The 230-nt window shown below is 57.0% G+C and carries 1 protein-coding gene; it reads left to right on the top strand.

All coding sequences use genetic code 11. From position 1 onward, the window contains the following. The coding region (locus tag ACPYOG_RS21095) for a Rieske (2Fe-2S) protein (RefSeq protein WP_481295987.1) at window positions 1–214 on the top strand (214 nt) is incomplete at its 5' end. Window positions 215–230 lie beyond the last annotated feature (16 nt).

Raw genomic sequence — 230 nt, 5'->3', positions numbered from 1 at the left:
CATCACCTGCCCATGGCATGGCTACCAGTATCGGCTTGAAGACGGTTGTTCGCCCCCGCCGTTTCGCGAACGCATTCGCAAGTACAGGGTCCGACTGCTGGGTACGGCAGTTCTCGTCGATCCAGAAGCACTGCCGTTGGGAACGAAGCTCGATCCCGTTCCAATCCCGGCCGAACTCCTATTGCCTACCTTTAAGAAAGAGGAGTCAGCCTGATGTTGAAAACCGCCGA

It is taken from the genome of Leifsonia sp. HAY1-4F, assembly GCF_056755275.1.
The sequence above is the reverse complement of the archived record's forward strand: the minus strand, read 5'-3'. Positions and strand labels throughout refer to the sequence as shown.